The following is a 13,603-nucleotide window of genomic DNA, read 5'->3' as shown; positions in this document are numbered from 1 at the left end:
GGGCACCTACTCTATTATCTCTACACCGATATCCTGGGAGGGCTGAGCCTGCCTGCGTCCTTGCTTTCCGACAATCCAGGGTGAGACAACTCCGGTGATAATCGTCATCACAATCATCTTTCCCTTCATGTCGTTGTTTACTCTTGCTCCCCAGATCACATTTGCATCCTCATCAAGGTTTTCTGTCACCAGATCTCCAACCTTGCTCACTTCTTCAAGGGTCATATCAGGGCCGCCTTCTATATGGATCAAGGCTCCTGTTGCGCCCTTGTAGCTGATGTCCAGCAAAGGATTGGAAAGCGCTCCTGTCACAGCTTCCTTGACCTTGTTTGTCGTGTCTGAGCTTCCAACTCCAATGGCTGCAACACCGCCTCCTTTCATGATTGCCTTGACATCCGCAAAGTCAAGGTTGACCAGAGAGGGGATGGCAATGGTTTCCACAATACCTTTGATCATTGTAGAGATCAGCTCGTTGGCAACTGCAAATGCCTGCTGGACCGGAAGGTTTCCTGCTATCTTGACCAGCCTATTATTATCTATAACAATAACAGTGTCTGCGTTTGCCCTCAGCTGCTCAAGCCCGAACTCTGCCTTATCGATCCTTGCCCGCTCAATGGAGAATGGCATGGTCACTGTCCCAATAACGATTGCATCGTTCTCCTTGGCAACCTTAGCGATAATAGGGGCTGATCCTGTTCCTGTGCCTCCTCCCATGCCTGCGCATACAAAAACCATGTCTGATCCTGAGAGCGCATTCTTTATCTCAGGCAAGGCCTCCTGGGCTGCATCAGCTCCCTTCTTTGGGAATCCTCCACAACCAAGGCCTCGGGTGATATCTTTTCCTAAAAGGAACTTCTTGTCAGCTTCAGTGATTTCCAAGTGCTGCTGGTCAGTGTTGCATGCGATGATCTCTGCGCCTCTGACCCCTTTCTTGTAAAGCCAGGAGACCATATTTGAGCCTCCTCCTCCGCAGCCTATAACTTTAATATTTGCGTGGCCTATGGTCTGGGGGTTTGGCATCGCCGCACTCTGCTTCTGGGCAGCGTTTACTATAAAATCCATCATGGTATCACCTGCTTTTTTACCTCATCTGAGGCTCTTTTTTAATTGGACAATAGCTTGGATTTGTAGTGACGCTAGTATTTAAATGTTACGATTTCGTATACTGGGAGAGATTTTTGTAATGAACGGTGGTAATGGTGTGTAAAATGGTAGTACTCAGAAAAGGTGACGATGGTTGGTGTTTTCAAGTTATAGTGTTTATTGTTGAGTAGTTATTTTTTGGGGGAGGTGGAAGGTGGATAGAGATGGTGCCATCATCTTGGACTATACGCAAATTCTGCATCACTTTGGCACACCAAAATGCCAGACGACGACGTTTTTACTGCGGCATCCCCCTTGTCGCTGCGCATTGTGATGAGAAGAGCCTCGCAAAGAGGCGGCAGCACTGATTTTCACCGCAGCTGAGATTCGCAAGCTTTATATAATCTGCAGGGTTTAGGCAGCCGGGGAGGTGGTCGTCATGACAGAAGATAGCATTGTTATCAGGTCAAGGATTAAGGATTATGCAAAGGTGGAAGACAAAGCCTTAAATGTCTCCGGGGACTTTGGGGATAAGCTGAACCAGAAAGTCATCGACCTCATCAAGGATGCGTGCAAGCGCGCAAAAGACAACGGAAGAAATACGGTTATGAGCAAGGATCTTTAGTCTTATAATGCTCCCATTTGCGGATTTTACGCTCAATGCTGCGGATCCGATCCCGGAAGCGCTTTTTATCCTGTGTGTTGGTTTTCAGCAGCCTGAAGCCTTTCTTGAGGTCTCTGAGGGTTGACTTCAGAGCGAGAATCTGGCTGTTGTAATTCCTGCTTTGCGGTTCGTTGATTTGGAACTCGTCCTTTGCTTCCCCCTGCTTCAGCGCCCCAGGATCATCCCTGGAGATTTGCGGGGCAGCCATTTCAGATTCAGGCAAAGCTTGCCTGCGACACGCATTCACTAAAGCTCGGAAGAGCCGGACTAGCCTTGGATTCGCAGGCTTTCTGAGAACTAGATATCCGTTCTGCTCGTTCTGCATCTTATCTCATAAACCCTTTTTTAGGAGGAGGCGGCATGCCTGATGGAGGAAGCGGGCCTGGCTGCGGGAGAGGAGGCAAGCCTGAAGGCATAAATGGCGGTTGCATGCGAACTTGCGGACTCTGCGGCATCGGCTGCCCCATTGGCTGCCTCTTCTGGAGCAGGTCAGCTACAGCTACAATGCCTTCTGCAATCTTCCTGTTCTGGTCAATAATGGTGTCCAGCTTTTCCAGGATCTGCTGATGAGAGTCATCAGGGCTCCCCTGGCCGGCATCCTCAGCAGCATCGCGAAACAAGGAATGAAGCGTGCGCAGCTCCTTTGTTAGGTTATCAAGAGAATCCTGAAGATCACGCTTCTGCCCTTTGAGAGGGATTTCTTCATACTCTTCCATCCAACCACCCCTTTTTAATCAGCCTTTGGGTTGATTGTTTATAAAGATTTCGATTTACGAATCGCAGCGCCTCACCCCTTAAGTAAACGCGAGATATATTTTTAAATGAAGGCGCATTTGCCTTTACAATGTTAACTGAAACAAACTTTTTTGCACAGGAAAAAGTCAAATCTGCCAGACACTTTGCTGAGCTCATCGGGGCAATCTATGGAGAATAAAAACTGCATGAATTTTTAGGGACTTATTGTTACCTTCGGAACCTGGATAATCTGAATGATAATGGAGGAGGCAATGCGGAGGTTAAATCTCAATTAGAGGCTGAAATAAATAAACTGCATGGCCTTAATGGCACGGGAGGATCGTCTTCTTTTTTTGGAAGATTGTCTGATTTGTATGGCCACGGAATACTGGAGTATTTTATAGCAAGTGTTGAGGGATTCTTGATAGATAATGAGATGATGAGAAACAGAGCTCCATTAAGCTGCTCAGAGCTTAAAGAAAGAAATAAAAAAGCATTCTTGCCTGGATTTCAGATTACATCTTTAATTCTTTTTGGAAGAGAATTAGAATCCGGAGAGGAATTTGAGCGTATGGGTGACACATACCTGAGATACGATGCGCTTGTTGATATTGCAGAAGATTTCCCGCATCACCTTTACTTATTTCCGAGAGAAGAGTTATCGCAATTCTCTGCTCATGGAGTTTTAAAGGTACGACCTTTTTACGAATCCTGCAAGAGAAACGCGCTTCGTGCAATTCTAGGAAATTCTATGGGAATATTCCATACGAATACGCCTTTGTGGTTTAAGACTGCTTTCTCGGCATATTTTTCGTCAAGATATTTTAAACTTGCAAACCACGAAGTGGATTACAAACCTGAAGTATACATCAGTCTCTAGAACTCTGGTTTGCGTTTAGGAGCACTGAGCATCAATATTCAGGCATCCCGCCCGGAGGCATAGCTGGCGGGCCGCTGTCTTTTGAGCCTGAGGAGATCACGTCATCGATCCTGAGGATCATGATGGCAACCTCTGAGGCTGAGCTGATCGCCTGTGTCTTGATCTTGAGCGGCTCAATGACTCCTTTCTTCCATGCATCCATCACCTTGCCCGTATAGACATCAATGCCTGCCCACTTCTGCTTTTTGTCATGGGCTGATTTAAGCTCGGTCATGACATCTATGGGATCAAGGCCTGCGTTCTCTGCAAGCGTCCTTGGAATGACTTCCAGGGATTCTGCAAAGGCGCGGACTGCAAGCTGCTCTCTTCCGGAAAGCGAGTCTGCGTACTTGAAGAGCTCCTTTGCAACCTCCAATTCAGGGGCTCCTGCTCCTGCAACGACTTTCCCAACCTTCAGGGCAGCAATAATGTCGCCAATTGCGTCTGTCACAGCCCGCTTCATCTCATCAACAACATGATCTGTCCCCCCTCTCACAAGGACGGTAACGGATTTTGGATTCTTGCATTCCCGCACATAGGTCATATCCTCATCGCCGATCCTGATCTCTTCAACAATCCCTGCTTTTCCGAGATCCGAAGAGCTGAGGTCATCAAGGTTGGAGCCGATCTTTGCTCCGGTCGCCCTGGCCAGCGCTTCCATATCCGACTTCTTGATCCTCCTTGCAGCATAGACTCCTGCTTTTGCAAAGTAGTGCTGGGCAAGGTCATCGATGCCTTTTTGGCAGAACACGACATTTGCGCCTGTCTTCAGCACCTTATCGACCATGTTCCTGAGGATCTTTTCCTCCTGGTCAAGAAACGCCTGCATCTGGCTTGGATCGTTGATCTGTATCTTTGCGTCAATCTCTGTGTTCTTGATCTCGATAGCAAGGTCAAGCAGCGCAATCTTTGCATTCCTGACTTGCCGGGGCATGCCTGAATGGACCCGTTCCTTGTCAAGGATGATGCCCTGCACAAGCTCTGCATCATGGAGCGAACCCCCTACTTTTTTCTCAATCTTGATGTTTTCTTTATCAATAGCAAGATCTCCAGCCTGTTTTTCAAGAACGCTAAGAACTGCCTTAACTGCGATGTCTGAAAGCTTATCACGGGCCCCCTCTGCGCCTTTTCCTGTCATAGCAGTTTCTGCAATCAGCTTGAGTATCCTCGTATCTGCCTCTGAGACCGGCTCTGCAATGGACTCTAAAGCCTGGAGCGCCTTTTCTGCAGCTAGGCGGTAGCCTCGTGCAATCACTGTAGGATGGACATTGCTCTCAAGAAGATCTTCAGCCTTCTTCAAAAGCTCTCCTGCAATGACCACAGCTGTGGTTGTTCCGTCTCCGATCTCATTTTCCTGTGTCTTGGCGATCTCAACAAGCATCTTGGCAGCAGGATGCTCGATAGACATCTCTTCAAGAATCGTAACCCCGTCATTCGTTACAACAACGTCCCCCAAAGAATCAACAAGCATCTTGTCCATGCCTTTTGGGCCTAAGGTTGTCCTGACAGTCTCTGCAACAAGCTTTGCAGCCATGATATTGTTTTTCTGGGCAGACCTGCCTGTGCTCCGCTGGCTTCCCTCAGGAAGGATAAAGATCGGTTGTATCTGATTTGCCATAAAAACCTCCTAAAGTGTTTTTTCCTGGAAAAGGGAATTGAAAACTATTTAAAAAGGTTGTGGAAGGCGGGTGGCATTGAAAAGTTGCTCACTTCGTTCGGCAATGCCAGGTTCGCCTCCTTCATAGCTTCATGGGAAGCGACATTTCCCGTATGGTGCTAAAAAGAGCCATGCTCTTTTGGCACACCAAACCGCCAGAAGGCGTTTTGGTTGAGCACCCCCTTTGTCGCTGTTCTGTGTTTTGAATAGAAGGCTCACAAAGGGCATTGCATGACTTTTCAATGGCACCGGAAGGCACGGCTTATAGATGCAGATACGAACAATTCCAATACTTTTATAAAATAACCCTTATTTCAGCGAGAAATGCGCATTGAGACTTTTGGTATTGGCAATTTTCGGGTGCTGACTCTCCAAGATGGAGATCCGGATGAACCTCCGCTGGAGGCTTATGAGCATATCAACAGGGTTTTCGGGGATGCCAAAAAGGGTTCATTGATTATCGAGCTCAATACTAATGGATATTATGTTATGCCTTCCCAAGAAAAGAGCCTTAAACCTTATTCCGACCCTGCCAACCGGTTTGATTCGGTTAAGGACAGTGTAACTGCAATGCTACGGGACACTCATAGGCGGGGAGTATCGCTTATTGCTATAGTTTTGGATCACGAGGTTGACCATCTGGATATCAGGCTTGGCGGCCTTTACTATCCTGCTTTTGGAGGAGTCTCCCCTTGTAAATCTCCGGCTTATAAGGCTTGAGCCTGACTATAGGCATCTTCAGCTTTTTCTCAGCAATAAATGCTTTAAGCTCATCCACAAAAGCCTCCTGGTCATAGCCTAAGCAAATGATATCCGGCTTTTGCTCCTCAATCACCTTCATCTTTGAGCCATGATGGCCAAGAACTGCATCGACATATTTGGAAACCTGCCTTAACCTGTCCTGTTCTGAATGGTGAGGGAAGATGCCTTTGACTCTCTTCACGGTTTCATCCCTTGCTACAACTGCAACCACCCTGCCATGCTTTGCGGCTTCTCTGAATACGTACTCATGGCCAGGATGCAGGTGGTCAAATGTTCCAAAGATCAGGACTTTCATGGGCTGCTGGAAAATCGGCTCCATCCAAAAAACCTCCTTTCAGTCGGGTTGCCATCCAGGTCGGCTGCGCAATTAAGGGAGACAACCGACATTTCCCGGATGGAGCCTCCCCTTTGTCGGTGTACTGATCTGAGTTCAGAGCCTCGCAAATTGATGGCAACCTTCATTTTTTGGATGGAGCCCGGAAAACCATATCCATTATAAACCTGGCGATTATCTAGGAAGCATGCGAACCTTGATACTAGCATCTCTGCTCGGAGCCCTGATCCCATTGCTTACTCTGTTCTTCAGCTTTGAGCACGTTTTATATGATACCTCATTTTACCAGGATGAATTCAGTTCCTACGATGCTTATGCCCCTGTTCCTGATGCAGACAGGCATATCCAGGAATTGCTTGAGTTCTACGGGAGCGGAAAGCAACACAGCCTCCCATTATCGCCTGAAGAAGAAGAGCATATTAAGGATGTCAAGGAAGTCCTTGGCAGGGCCCATGTTGCATTCCAGAGCCTGGCTCTTCTTGGCTTGTTGGTTGCTGTAGCGATCCTCCTTAGGATCAGAGGGTATGGCCCGTATATGTTAAGATGCTTCAGGAGTGTGCTGTTTGCTGCCGGGATTGCTTCTGCCGGAATCCTCCTTATGCTCCTTGCAGGCATGGGGTTTTTCCAGATGTCTTTTGCAGGCATGCATCAGGTCTTTTTCCTGGATGGCACATGGGTCTTTCCACAGGACAGCCTGCTGATCCGGCTCTTTCCGCAGCAGTTTTTTATTGATTTCGCAAAAGAAGCAGTGGCCACATATGTCCTTATCATGATGGCTATGGGGATCATGGCATGGTTTTTGTTGTATGCCCAGCCACTCATTCATCAAACTAAAGGAGTAAAAACAGGGGTAAGTGCCACCAGAAGATTTAAATAATAGTTTAGTATTAGAGAATAACAACAAAACGGAGGTGGGTTTGTTGTTTGCATTGCATTTGCGTGACTTACGTTGGATTCTCATCCTTATGATTATTAGTCTTGCTGCCTGCGCTCCAAGCCAGGGGCCTTTCACTGTGATCAATCCTGAAGACATCAAGGCAGAGCCTGTTGAGCCGGCGATGGTGATTCCGGAAGATGAAGTGCCGAAAATCGAGGAGATCACCCAGAAGACCGACGAGGTTCCTCAGCCAAGCGGGCAAAGCATGACATTTACAGAAGGGGATCTTGTCAAGGTTGATTTCAAGGCAACTGATCCAGATGGAGATCCTTTAACCATCACCTTCAGCAAACCGCTTAATGAGAAAGGAGAATGGCAAACAAAGGAAGGGGATGCGGGCTCTTATCCTGTAACCATAACTGTGTCAGATTCAAAAACGTCTGTGACAAAAGAACTTCTTGTCGTCGTTGAGTCCAAGAACCATGCGCCTGTGATAGCGGCAATCAGCCCGATAACTGTAAGCGAGGGCGAGACCATCACTCTGGCTCCTGAAGTGAGCGATGAGGATGGGGATGAGGTCAGCATCAGCTATGGAGGATTCATGACGGGCAGCGAGTATAAGACGACGTTCAAGGATGCAGGAAAATACTCAGTAACGATTTCGGCAAGCGATGGAAAAGCAACTGCAACCCAGAATGTGGAGATCGCTGTGCTTGATGTGAACCGGGCTCCAATACTGGAGTCTCTGCAGGATATCATACTGACAGAAGGCGAGACTGTTGTGGTAGCTGCAGTAGCAGCAGACCCTGATAATGACGAAGTCACAATCAGCTATTCAAATCCACTGAACGAAAGAGGAGAATGGAGGACAGTCGAAGGTGATGCAGGGAAGTATAGAGTGACGGTTGTTGCATCAGATAATTCACTTGAGGCTTCAAAGTCATTCTTTGTGGTTGTTGAGCCGCTGAACCAGCCGCCAGTCATCGAGAGCATCAGCATCACAGTCAGGCCTTTAGATGCCAGTGTATCAATTGGGGAAAACCGTGCTGATATGACCCTGGACAACGCAGATGACACAAAGACCATCGTGCTTGAGGTTCAGGCAACGGATCCTAACAAGGATACTGTTTCTGTTTCGTATGGCGGCTTTATGGACAGCGATGAGGGGACAGTTGGGTGGGATGACGCAGGAGAACAAAAGGTGTTCATCACTGCATCAGATGGAAAAAGAGAAGCAAAGCAGACTGTGACCCTTATGATCAATCGTGCGCCGCAGCTTGTGATAGGCTGAAATCCAGCGATGCTTTGGTGCCGGCTCCGTGAAAATCTTCGGAGTGCTGTCCCATAAGGTTTAAAAAGAGCGTGCACATTAGATGGATGAAATGCCGGGCATCAACACAGAACTGCTCAGGGAGCACTTCACAAAACAGATCCTCAGAGAAGAGTCTGAGAGAGTTAAGGAACCAACGCATGAGCTTTCTACAGCAGGCAAACTGCAGATCAGGCGTGAAAAAGGGACGCTTGAGAGGGTTCAGCCCAAAGCCATAAGCCGAGGCCAGGCCGGAAAGCGCGTTCCTTCAGGGATCCTCGGGCTTGATGAAGCTATGCAGGGCGGATTTATCAAGAATTCAAGTGTGCTTATAGGAGGAGGGGCTGGGACAGGAAAAAGCATCCTCTGCATGCAATACCTTGTTGAAGGGATCAAGAGGTTCAATGAGCCGGGAGTTTTTATCTCCTTTGAGCAGCAGGAGCAGCAGATCCTGGAGGACTTCGCAGAATTTCCCTGGGATCTCCGGAGGTACATTGAGGACAAGAAGCTCGTCATCTTAAGCTATGCGCCTGAGCAGGTAGAGAAAGTGCTGCAGGCAGGGGGCGGCACAGTCAGGGACACGATTGATTCTATCGGCGCAAAGCGGCTCGTGGTTGACTCTTTGACAGCATACACGCTTCTTCATGAGAATGACCTCCAGAAGAGAAAGGCGGTTTTCAAGCTGTTTGATGCAGCTGCAAAATGGGGGGTGACTGCCTTGATGACAACCGAGCAGGAGGCTGACCCTGACAAGCACCAGAGCACAGTCATTGAATTTGAGGTTGGAACCGTTGTCCTGCTTTACAACATCCGGAAAGGAGATATCAGGGAGAGGTCATTGGAGATCTTCAAGATGAGGGCGACGAAGCATGCTGCAAAGATTTTCCCGATGACCATTAGTGATGAAGGGATTAAGATATTTCCTGATGAGGCTGTGTTCTAGAGCAGAGCGGCCAAAACGAATAGAGCCCTTACGTTAATTACAAAGAGCTTCATCACGTTCTAATGAGCCCCTTCTGCCGAAGTCTTTAAATACAATTGATTGTACCTGGAGATCATGAAGCTTATAGCCCAGGGCGCGGAGGCGAAGCTGTACAAAGATGGAAAATCGCTCATCAAATATCGGGCTCCGAAGGAGTATCGGATTCCGGAGATAGACGGCAGGCTAAGGAAAAGCCGGACAAGGAGAGAAGCAAAAATCCTCCAAAAGCTTGCTGAGCTGGATTTTCCAAGCCCGCGAATTGCGGAATCCGATGATGAGAAGATTGTGATGGGGTATATTGATGGGAAGAAGCTCAGCTCAATTCTTGAAAAGACTGACTACAGGAAAGTCTCGCGGGAACTTGGACGCAAGATCAGGATTCTGCATGACAACCACATCATCCACGGAGACCTTACTACATCGAATTTCATCCTCAAGGATCAGGCCTATTTTGTTGATTTTGGATTGGGTTTCTTTTCTTTGAAAACAGAAGACAAAGCTGTTGACCTCCATCTCCTCAGGCAGGCATTGGAGGCAAAGCATCATACGATAGGGGAGGCATGCTTCAGAGAGGTCCTGAAAGGGTATCATGACAGGACAGTTGAGAAACGGCTTGAGATCGTTGAGAGGCGGGGGAGGTATAAGAGCCGGGTTTAGATTTGATTTAAGAATTCATCCCTGTCTATCCGAAGATCGTGTTTTATTATCTTGTTCGATGATCACTGTAAATTTGCCTGTCATGCGGTTCTTGAATGCAGCATTCGTTATAATGGTTTCGCTGGCATATGCCTTAGTTATAATTGATAGTTGCATCTAGAATTTTGAAAAGAGTTATAAATGAGCATTCTCTTAATTACTAGTTATGGCATGTAAGAGAAAGAGTTTCTTCGTTGCTGGATCTTTGCTCATCATCTTGTCTATTACTCTCTCTTCGTATGGCTTTTATACTTATTCGGAGATTGAATATTGGCATGGACAAGAAGAGATATGGTTCTCAAATTGGGAGCAAAATATAAGACTTCAAAATAGTGCGCAGACTAATCTAGATATGGCTAGTCTAATTCAAGAAATAACCTCCCTCAGTCCAAAAATAGAGCAGTATAAGAACGAAGCTAATAACGATTTAAGACGGTCTATCATTCATAGATATAGGATGGTCTATCACAAAGATCCTCCTATGCAATTTATTTCAGACTTATCGGAGATGAATTTCAAAGAATTAGAGAAGGTCAATAATGAATACGCTGAAGTTAGTAGAAAGCAACAAAACGTCATTGCTGATAGGATAAACGAACTGAATCCTAGATTCGGATGGATGACCTATCTCTCAATACTCGTTAATATTACCGGCCTCCTCCTAGTGTTATTTGCAGATGTCGGTAATCATTAGAGAATGGAAAGAAAACATATTTAAACCGCATTCAGTATAACTTCTTCTATGAAACCTGAGCGAAGCAAGGGGACGAGAGATTTCCTTCCCCAAGAGCAGATTGCGCGGAATGGGATCATAAGGCTACTGACAGCGCTTTTTGAGCGGTATGGCTTTGCTCCTCTTGAGACTCCGATAACCGAGCGCTGGGATGTACTGGCTTCTAAATATGCAGGCGGCGCAGAGATTCTGAAGGAGACGTTCCGCTTCAAGGATCAGGGCGGCAGAGAGCTTGGATTGAGATATGACCTCACTGTCCCTTTGGCTCGTGTTGTTGCAATGAACCCCCAGCTCAAAATGCCGTTCAAGCGCTACCAAATTGGGCCTGTATTCAGGGATGGGCCTGTGGGATTGGGAAGGTATAGGGAATTCGTCCAGTGCGATGCGGATATTGTGGGATGCAGCAAGCTTACTGCTGATGCAGAGCTTATCTGCCTTGCTGATGCTGCATTCAGGGAGCTTGGATTGAAAGCGGTGATACGCATCAACAACAGGAAGCTGCTCAATGAGGTTTTGGCAAGCTTCGGGGTTCCTGAGGCAAAAATGGAGCAGACGATCCTCAGCATCGATAAGCTTGAGAAGCTTGGCTGGGAGGCAGTCCGGAAGGAATTGAAGCTCGGAGCAGAGACCGTCGGAAAGATCAAGGAGTTTCTTGACATGCAGAAATCCCCAAATAAGGATAAGATGGAGACTCTCCAGGCGATGCTGCCGGGCTCTCAGGGATTGGCAGAAATAAGAGAGGTCTTTTCGATACTGGAAGGGCAGAAGGTTAGGGCAGATTTTGACATCAGCCTTGCCCGGGGCATCAGCTATTATACAGGCACGATCATTGAGGTCGTGCTTATGGATTCAAAGATTACTTCTTCTGTGTGCGGCGGCGGGAGATATGATTCAATGATCGGCTCATTTATGGGCAAGGGGGCTGTGCCTGCTGTCGGAATCAGTTTTGGCCTAGACAGAATTTATGATTGCCTTGAGAAAAAGGAAAAGAAGTCTGTTGCTGATGTGTATGTCATACCGATAGGAGCGTTTGACCCAGCGTTTAGCGCCTGCCGCGAACTCAGGAAGAACGGGGTTAATGCAGATATCGACCTTTCTGGAAGAGGGCCTTCCAAGAATCTCAATTATGCGTCCAGTCTTGGCATCCCGTATGTGATCTTCCTTGGAGAAGAGGAAGTGAGGAAGAGCAAGGTCAAGCTCAGAGATATGACAACAGGAAAAGAGATGGCGGTGAGCCTGAATGAAGCAATCCAGATACTCGGCAAGCAACTGCATCAGTGAGGGAAGAGAGAAGATAGATCCTTTTGTCTTCTTTACAACTACCTATCTCTGCTCCACGCCCTATCAGCTTATGCCGCCGAAGCTTGCCAGGCGGGCTGAGCGTTTGTACCACCATATGCAGAGATGCCTCTTTCATAAGGAAATGCATGAGAGCTTGCTGGAGATGATTCTTCAAGATCCTGGCCATGCAGACGAAGCTCAGAGGTACAGAGAGAATATAACGATCATAGACTCCGGATGCGGTGCTTTGCTGAGGGGGGCGAATAATTAATCTGCCTTTGTCAGTATCTCGGTTTTTTCTCCAACAATCAGCGTATGCTCAGCCTGGCTCACCATGCCTCCGGAGCGCTCGACAAGGGGTGGAAATTCCTGGAGGATGCCAAGTTCTTTAAATTGCTTTAACGCAAAGTTCACCTGCGCCTCTGACCACTTGCTGAGGAGCCAGTTCTTTGCAAACGGCAAGCCATTCCAAGTCTGGATTTTAGCCTGGATATCCCGCACAAAGCCGAGGCGCACGTTTTTTGGCTGGCTGATCATGAAGAGGTTGGGAAACCCCTTCTCATGGATAAGGCCTGAGCCTGTTGTTGCAAAAGGCTCGACGGCAATGATCTGGCCTTCTTGCAGTGATTCCTGATCTCCGTTGTTGTAATTCGGAACTGTTGGATGCGTGTGAATCTGGTATTCTGCCAAGCCATGGCCTGAAAGGTTTCTGATCGGCTGAAATCCCATTCCTGTGATGGCATCTTGGATGGCTTTGCCGATCTCCGTGAGCTTAACACCCGGCTTAACAATCCTAAGGCTATCAGTGAGAGCCTTTTCCGCTGCTTTAATCAGGTCTGAGTACTTGCCGCTGAGGTCAACAGTTACAGCAGTGTCTCCGATGCAGCCGTCAATATGGGTGCCAACATCAAGGCAGACAAGCTGGCCTGCAAATACCTGTTTGTCGTCAAAGCCTGGATAGTAATGCGCAGCAATTTCATTGCAGCTCATCTGGACAGGGAATGCGAGCTGCGCTCCCGAGGCTGCAACCTTCTCCTCAATCCTCTTTGTGGTTTCGAGGAGAGACTCTCCTTTCTTAATCTGCTTTTTTCCGTATTCGCGGATCTCGGCTGCAATCCTGCCAGCCTTTCTCCATTTGGCGATGTCTTCCATACTCTGCGAGAGGCGGCGGAGCTTTTTAAGGCTTGCGGGAAGCTGTTGGCTGAGCAGAAACTGGAGCCATGGCCAAACTGGCAAGGGCGTGTTAAGCAAGCTTGTTACCAACTTGTTAGGATTTTGGTGATGGCTCGCCCGGGTTGCCGCCGGGTTCGGCTGCGCTGTTTCTGCTGTGAACCGACATATCCTCCGATGGGACGACCCCCTTGTCGGTGTTAATGTCTTGCTTCAAAGCCTCACAAAAAAGGCGGCAACCTTTCTTGAGAGCCAATGACGGGCTCTGTCCTGAATGGAGGTTGCCGCCAATTTCGCGAGACTCAATCAAGCGAGACATCAGCAGCGGAGGGGGGTGTCCCTTACGGGCGAGGTGCCGCTCTTAGCTGAAAACAGCAAGAGCCGAGCTCGCGGCAACCCGA

The 13,603-nt window shown here is 47.9% G+C and carries 16 protein-coding genes; 10 read left to right on the top strand and 6 right to left on the bottom strand.

Features of this window, described 5'->3' with window-relative positions:
* Positions 1 to 6: 6 nt before the first annotated feature.
* Entirely contained in the window at positions 7 to 1,062 is a 1,056-nt protein-coding gene (gene ftsZ, locus VJB08_06830) for a cell division protein FtsZ (GenBank protein HLD43668.1), read from the bottom strand.
* A gap of 245 nt (positions 1,063 to 1,307) precedes the next feature.
* Between ftsZ and VJB08_06825 the strand changes: the two genes are divergently transcribed.
* On the top strand, positions 1,308 to 1,451 hold the full coding sequence (locus VJB08_06825) for a hypothetical protein (protein ID HLD43667.1): 144 nt from the start codon (positions 1,308 to 1,310) through the stop codon (positions 1,449 to 1,451).
* 71 nt (positions 1,452 to 1,522) lie between these two features.
* Entirely contained in the window at positions 1,523 to 1,708 is a 186-nt protein-coding gene (locus VJB08_06820) for a DUF1931 domain-containing protein (GenBank protein ID HLD43666.1), read from the top strand.
* On the opposite strand, the gene VJB08_06815 is transcribed toward VJB08_06820, so the two are convergent.
* Both VJB08_06815 and VJB08_06810 read right to left on the bottom strand, forming a co-directional pair.
* Positions 1,689 to 1,955, bottom strand: coding sequence for a hypothetical protein (locus tag VJB08_06815; protein ID HLD43665.1), 267 nt, complete (start codon positions 1,953 to 1,955; stop codon positions 1,689 to 1,691). The two genes, VJB08_06820 and VJB08_06815, sit on opposite strands and share 20 nt — an antisense overlap.
* 118 nt (positions 1,956 to 2,073) lie before the next feature.
* Positions 2,074 to 2,463, bottom strand: a complete 390-nt coding sequence (locus VJB08_06810) for a hypothetical protein (protein ID HLD43664.1) — start codon at positions 2,461 to 2,463, stop codon at positions 2,074 to 2,076.
* A gap of 389 nt (positions 2,464 to 2,852) precedes the next feature.
* Here VJB08_06810 and VJB08_06805 point away from each other — a divergent pair, with 389 nt between their 5' ends.
* The gene (locus tag VJB08_06805) at positions 2,853 to 3,362 is read left to right on the top strand and encodes a hypothetical protein (protein ID HLD43663.1); all 510 of its coding nucleotides are present in this window, start codon (positions 2,853 to 2,855) and stop codon (positions 3,360 to 3,362) included.
* A gap of 31 nt (positions 3,363 to 3,393) precedes the next feature.
* Here the strand turns inward: VJB08_06805 and thsB are convergent, their stop codons facing one another.
* Both thsB and VJB08_06795 read right to left on the bottom strand, forming a co-directional pair.
* A complete protein-coding gene (gene thsB / locus VJB08_06800) occupies positions 3,394 to 5,019 on the bottom strand; it encodes a thermosome subunit beta (GenBank protein HLD43662.1) in 1,626 nt (541 codons plus the stop codon).
* 685 nt (positions 5,020 to 5,704) lie between these two features.
* Positions 5,705 to 6,139: an adenylyltransferase/cytidyltransferase family protein gene (locus VJB08_06795; GenBank protein ID HLD43661.1), complete on the bottom strand. Its 435-nt coding sequence runs from the start codon at positions 6,137 to 6,139 to the stop codon at positions 5,705 to 5,707.
* A gap of 202 nt (positions 6,140 to 6,341) precedes the next feature.
* On the opposite strand from VJB08_06795, the gene VJB08_06790 reads away from it, so the two are divergent.
* The 7 genes from VJB08_06790 to VJB08_06760 all read left to right on the top strand — a co-directional run bounded on the left by VJB08_06790 (position 6,342) and on the right by VJB08_06760 (position 12,303).
* Positions 6,342 to 7,031, top strand: coding sequence for a DUF1461 domain-containing protein (locus VJB08_06790; protein ID HLD43660.1), 690 nt, complete (start codon positions 6,342 to 6,344; stop codon positions 7,029 to 7,031).
* A gap of 88 nt (positions 7,032 to 7,119) precedes the next feature.
* The gene (locus VJB08_06785) at positions 7,120 to 8,322 is read left to right on the top strand and encodes a hypothetical protein (protein HLD43659.1); all 1,203 of its coding nucleotides are present in this window, start codon (positions 7,120 to 7,122) and stop codon (positions 8,320 to 8,322) included.
* An 82-nt stretch (positions 8,323 to 8,404) separates the two neighbouring features.
* On the top strand, positions 8,405 to 9,283 hold the full coding sequence (locus VJB08_06780) for an ATPase domain-containing protein (GenBank protein HLD43658.1): 879 nt from the start codon (positions 8,405 to 8,407) through the stop codon (positions 9,281 to 9,283).
* A 114-nt stretch (positions 9,284 to 9,397) separates the two neighbouring features.
* Entirely contained in the window at positions 9,398 to 9,979 is a 582-nt protein-coding gene (locus tag VJB08_06775) for a KEOPS complex kinase/ATPase Bud32 (GenBank protein HLD43657.1), read from the top strand.
* 205 nt (positions 9,980 to 10,184) lie between these two features.
* Positions 10,185 to 10,712 carry a hypothetical protein gene (locus VJB08_06770; protein HLD43656.1) on the top strand — a complete coding sequence of 176 codons (528 nt, stop codon included), beginning with the start codon at positions 10,185 to 10,187 and terminating at the stop codon, positions 10,710 to 10,712.
* A 48-nt stretch (positions 10,713 to 10,760) separates the two neighbouring features.
* The gene (gene hisS, locus VJB08_06765) at positions 10,761 to 12,032 is read left to right on the top strand and encodes a histidine--tRNA ligase (GenBank protein ID HLD43655.1); all 1,272 of its coding nucleotides are present in this window, start codon (positions 10,761 to 10,763) and stop codon (positions 12,030 to 12,032) included.
* Positions 11,992 to 12,303 carry a hypothetical protein gene (locus tag VJB08_06760; protein HLD43654.1) on the top strand — a complete coding sequence of 104 codons (312 nt, stop codon included), beginning with the start codon at positions 11,992 to 11,994 and terminating at the stop codon, positions 12,301 to 12,303. Before hisS ends, VJB08_06760 begins: the two co-directional genes overlap by 41 nt.
* On the opposite strand, the gene map is transcribed toward VJB08_06760, so the two are convergent.
* On the bottom strand, positions 12,300 to 13,184 hold the full coding sequence (gene map / locus VJB08_06755; protein ID HLD43653.1) for a type II methionyl aminopeptidase: 885 nt from the start codon (positions 13,182 to 13,184) through the stop codon (positions 12,300 to 12,302). The two genes, VJB08_06760 and map, sit on opposite strands and share 4 nt — an antisense overlap.
* Between the last annotated feature and the right edge of the window lie 419 nt (positions 13,185 to 13,603).

The organism is Candidatus Nanoarchaeia archaeon (genome assembly GCA_035290625.1).
Classification (GTDB): Archaea; Nanobdellota; Nanobdellia; order Woesearchaeales; family DATDTY01; genus DATDTY01.
Note: the sequence above shows the minus strand (reverse complement) of the source record. Positions and strands in the feature narration are given on the sequence as shown.

What these genes read in the sequence shown, in the direction of transcription:
- ftsZ (HLD43668.1), bottom strand. Translation starts at nt 1,062, where the DNA reads ATGGATTTTATAGTAAACGCTGCCCAGAAGCAGAGTGCGGCGATGCCA.
- VJB08_06825 (HLD43667.1), top strand. Translation starts at nt 1,308, where the DNA reads ATGGTGCCATCATCTTGGACTATACGCAAATTCTGCATCACTTTGGCA.
- VJB08_06820 (HLD43666.1), top strand. Translation starts at nt 1,523, where the DNA reads ATGACAGAAGATAGCATTGTTATCAGGTCAAGGATTAAGGATTATGCA.
- VJB08_06815 (HLD43665.1), bottom strand. Translation starts at nt 1,955, where the DNA reads ATGGCTGCCCCGCAAATCTCCAGGGATGATCCTGGGGCGCTGAAGCAG.
- VJB08_06810 (HLD43664.1), bottom strand. Translation starts at nt 2,463, where the DNA reads ATGGAAGAGTATGAAGAAATCCCTCTCAAAGGGCAGAAGCGTGATCTT.
- thsB (HLD43662.1), bottom strand. Translation starts at nt 5,019, where the DNA reads ATGGCAAATCAGATACAACCGATCTTTATCCTTCCTGAGGGAAGCCAG.
- VJB08_06795 (HLD43661.1), bottom strand. Translation starts at nt 6,139, where the DNA reads ATGGAGCCGATTTTCCAGCAGCCCATGAAAGTCCTGATCTTTGGAACA.
- VJB08_06790 (HLD43660.1), top strand. Translation starts at nt 6,342, where the DNA reads ATGCGAACCTTGATACTAGCATCTCTGCTCGGAGCCCTGATCCCATTG.
- VJB08_06785 (HLD43659.1), top strand. Translation starts at nt 7,120, where the DNA reads ATGATTATTAGTCTTGCTGCCTGCGCTCCAAGCCAGGGGCCTTTCACT.
- VJB08_06780 (HLD43658.1), top strand. Translation starts at nt 8,405, where the DNA reads ATGGATGAAATGCCGGGCATCAACACAGAACTGCTCAGGGAGCACTTC.
- VJB08_06775 (HLD43657.1), top strand. Translation starts at nt 9,398, where the DNA reads ATGAAGCTTATAGCCCAGGGCGCGGAGGCGAAGCTGTACAAAGATGGA.
- VJB08_06770 (HLD43656.1), top strand. Translation starts at nt 10,185, where the DNA reads ATGGCATGTAAGAGAAAGAGTTTCTTCGTTGCTGGATCTTTGCTCATC.
- hisS (HLD43655.1), top strand. Translation starts at nt 10,761, where the DNA reads ATGAAACCTGAGCGAAGCAAGGGGACGAGAGATTTCCTTCCCCAAGAG.
- VJB08_06760 (HLD43654.1), top strand. Translation starts at nt 11,992, where the DNA reads ATGAAGCAATCCAGATACTCGGCAAGCAACTGCATCAGTGAGGGAAGA.
- map (HLD43653.1), bottom strand. Translation starts at nt 13,184, where the DNA reads ATGGAAGACATCGCCAAATGGAGAAAGGCTGGCAGGATTGCAGCCGAG.